This window comes from Micromonospora sp. RV43, assembly GCF_001029515.1.
GTDB lineage: Bacteria > Actinomycetota > Actinomycetes > Mycobacteriales > Micromonosporaceae > Micromonospora > Micromonospora aurantiaca.
Genome location: NZ_LEKG01000331.1, coordinates 1 through 2,967, shown reverse-complemented (window position 1 = coordinate 2,967; position 2,967 = coordinate 1). Strand labels below are relative to the sequence as shown.

The 2,967-nt window shown below is 70.3% G+C and carries 2 protein-coding genes and 2 pseudogenes; 3 read left to right on the top strand and 1 reads right to left on the bottom strand.

The features are described 5' to 3' along the window. Window positions 1-549: pseudogene (locus ABD52_RS36885) on the bottom strand (glycosyl transferase family 28); the annotation flags it as partial. Between the two features lie 142 nt (window positions 550-691). On the opposite strand from ABD52_RS36885, the gene ABD52_RS36880 reads away from it, so the two are divergent. The 3 genes and pseudogenes from ABD52_RS36880 to ABD52_RS36870 form a co-directional block, all read left to right on the top strand. Further along, complete coding sequence (locus ABD52_RS36880) at window positions 692-1,471, top strand: SDR family NAD(P)-dependent oxidoreductase (RefSeq protein ID WP_047894815.1); 780 nt, start codon at window positions 692-694, stop codon at window positions 1,469-1,471. 18 nt (window positions 1,472-1,489) lie between these two features. Next, entirely contained in the window at window positions 1,490-2,422 is a 933-nt protein-coding gene (locus ABD52_RS36875) for an aromatase/cyclase (protein WP_047894814.1), read from the top strand. Window positions 2,423-2,424: 2 nt separating this feature from the next. Then, window positions 2,425-2,967, top strand: a pseudogene (locus ABD52_RS36870) (glycosyl transferase family 28); the annotation flags it as partial.

Genomic DNA, 2,967 nt, shown 5'->3' with positions numbered 1-2,967 from the left:
TTCGAGGTAGGTCGACCGCATGTGCCCGAAGACGTCGAGACCGAACAGCAGCCGCGCATGGGCGGCGCCGCTGGCGATCGCCGCGACCGAACCGGCGAAGGTCACCGGGTCGCGGACGACGAGATCCGGACGCCAGTCCTGGGTGAACGCAACCAGATCATCGATCATCCCAGCGGAGCAGGACAGTTGGTGGTCCAGCGACGTCCAGGCGGTCAGCACGGACTGGACGTAGTCGTACGTGAGCCGCTGCCGGCGCAGCTCGCACAGGTCGAACAGCTCCCAGCGCATCCGGCCGCCCGGGCCCCACAGCTCGTCGCCGGTGAACTCCCACCGCTCGGCCACCTCTTCCACGACGTCCTGTGACCACCGGTCCGCGCCGAGCGGCGGCCCGACCGCGACGGCTGTGAGCCCGGCGCCGGTGATCGCCTCCGTGAGATCCGGCTGGCTCGCCACCCGCACGTCGTGGCCGGCCGCACGCAACGCCCACGCCAGGGGTACCTGCGCGTGCAGGTGCGTCGGCGCGGCGATGGTCGTGAAGAGCACCCGCATGCCGGACACCTTGGACGTCACGGCTCGTGCCGGCCCTGAGCCCCGATGGAGCAGCGGGTTCAGCGCCGGTCCACCGATCGTCGACCGCCCCGACAGCGGCGATCGCCACGATGTGGCTCGGCACGAAGGACGGGAGAGAACATTGACGCAGGACAGCCTCGCTGTCGTTACCGGCGCGACGAGCGGCATCGGACACGCGGTCGCGACGTTGCTCGCCGAACGCGGATCGACGGTCTACATCTGCGCCCGCGACGGCCACGCCGTCGACCTGACCGTCAAGGAGCTGCGCGCGAAGGGTCACGACGTCGACGGCCAGGCGTGCGACGTCCGCGACGCCGGCCAGGTGCGGGCGTTCGTCACCGCGGCCGTCGAACGGTTCGGACCAGTCGGCGTACTCGTCAACAACGCCGGCCGCAACGGCGGCGGGGTGACCGCCCAGATCACCGACGAGCTGTGGCTCGACGTGCTGGAGACCAACCTCACCAGCGTGTTCCGGATGACCCGCGAGGTGCTCACCACCGGCGGCATGCTGGAGCGCGGGTGGGGACGTGTCATCAACATCGCGTCTACCGGAGGCAAGCAGGGTGTCGTGCTCGGAGCGCCGTACTCGGCGTCGAAGCACGGCGTCGTCGGCTTCACCAAGGCCCTCGGGTTGGAGCTGGCCAAGACCGGCGTGACGGTCAACGCCGTCTGCCCCGGGTACGTGGAGACGCCGATGGCCGAGCGGGTCCGACAGGGATACGCCGAGGTCTGGGACAGCACCGAGGACGAGGTGCTCGCCCGGTTCCAGGCGAAGATCCCGCTCGGCCGCTACAGCACTCCGCAAGAGGTCGCCGGCCTCGTCGGCTACCTCGTCACCGACACTGCCGCCCCGATCACCGCGCAGGCGCTCAACGTCTGCGGCGGACTCGGCAACTACTGACCCGAGGGGAACGACGACATGTCGGAACAGCACACCGATCACCGGGTGACCGTGGCCGCACCCGTAGCGGTGATCTACGACCTCGTCGCCGACGTGGGCTGCTGGCCGGTGGTGTTCCCACCGACCGTGCACGCCGAACAGATCGAGCGCAGCGGCGACGGGGAGCGGATCCGGATCTGGGCCACCGCGAACGACGAGGTCAAGAACTGGACCTCGCGGCGGATCCTGGACCGGGCGGCACGCTCGATCACGTTCCGGCAGGACCGGCCGGCTCATCCGGTGGCGGCCATGAGCGGCGAGTGGCGGTTCGAACCGGCCGGACCCGACAAGACGGTCGTGCGGCTGCTGCACACCTACCGGGCGGTCGACGACGATCCAGGTCACCTCGCCTGGATTCGGCGCGCCGTCGACCGCAACAGCGAGGCCGAACTGAGCGCGCTGGCCGCTGCGGCGGGGCGCGACGACGAGCTGCTGCTGTCCTTCGAGGACGCGGTGTCGATCAACGGAAGGGCCGCGGACGCGTACACCGTCATCGACGAGGCCGGGCTGTGGCCGCAGCGGTTGCCGCACGTCGCCCGGGTCGTCCTCGACGAGCGCGTACGCGGTGTCCAGAGCCTCGCCATGGACACCCGCACCGCGGACGGATCGGTGCACACGACCGTGTCGATCCGCATCTGCCTGCCGCCGGACCGCATCGTGTACAAGCAGCTGCAGACGCCGAAGCTGATGAGCGCGCATACCGGGTTCTGGTCGTTCCGCGAGCACGACGGCGACACCGAGATGGTGGCCGGACACACCGTCGTGATCAACGAATCGGCGATCGCCGGCGTTCTCGGTGAGGATGCCACGGTCGCCGACGCTCGCTCGTACATCCGCGCCGCGCTCGGGCGCAACAGCGGCACCACGATGCGGCACGCGAAGGCGTACGCGGAGCAGGCCCGCCGGGGCTGACGATGCGGGTGCTCTTCACAACCTTCGCCCAGCCGACGCACCTGCACGCGCAGGTGCCCCTGGCGTGGGCGTTGCGGGCGGCCGGCCACGACGTGCGGGTGGCGAGCCAGCCGGATCTCACGGAGGCGATCACCGGCGCCGGGCTCACCGCTGTCGCGGTAGGCGAGCCGCTGAACCAGCAGGAGCAGGTGCGGGAGTTGGACGAGCAGCACCGGCGCGAGGTCGAGGAGGCGCCCGACGACGAGCCGGCGCCGGCGGACTACATCGAGTTGGCCGACATCAGCGAGCTGCGCGACGAGATCCTCACCTACGAGTACGTGCAGAGGCAGCTGACGGCTGTGACGATGTTCGGCTTCCGGACGCTGTGCCCGGATCGGATGATCGACGATCTCGTCGCGTTCGCGCGGGACTGGCGTCCGGATCTCGTCGTGTGGGACTCGGTGACCTTCGCCGGTGCGGTCGCGGCGATCGCGAGTGGGGCGGCGCACGGGCGGCTGCTGTTCGGCCTGGATCTGGTCGGCCATGTCCGGCAGCGGCACCTGGAG

Excerpts from the sequence above, each read along its gene's own strand:
- ABD52_RS36875 (WP_047894814.1), top strand. The coding sequence starts at position 1,490 with ATGTCGGAACAGCACACCGATCACCGGGTGACCGTGGCCGCACCCGTA.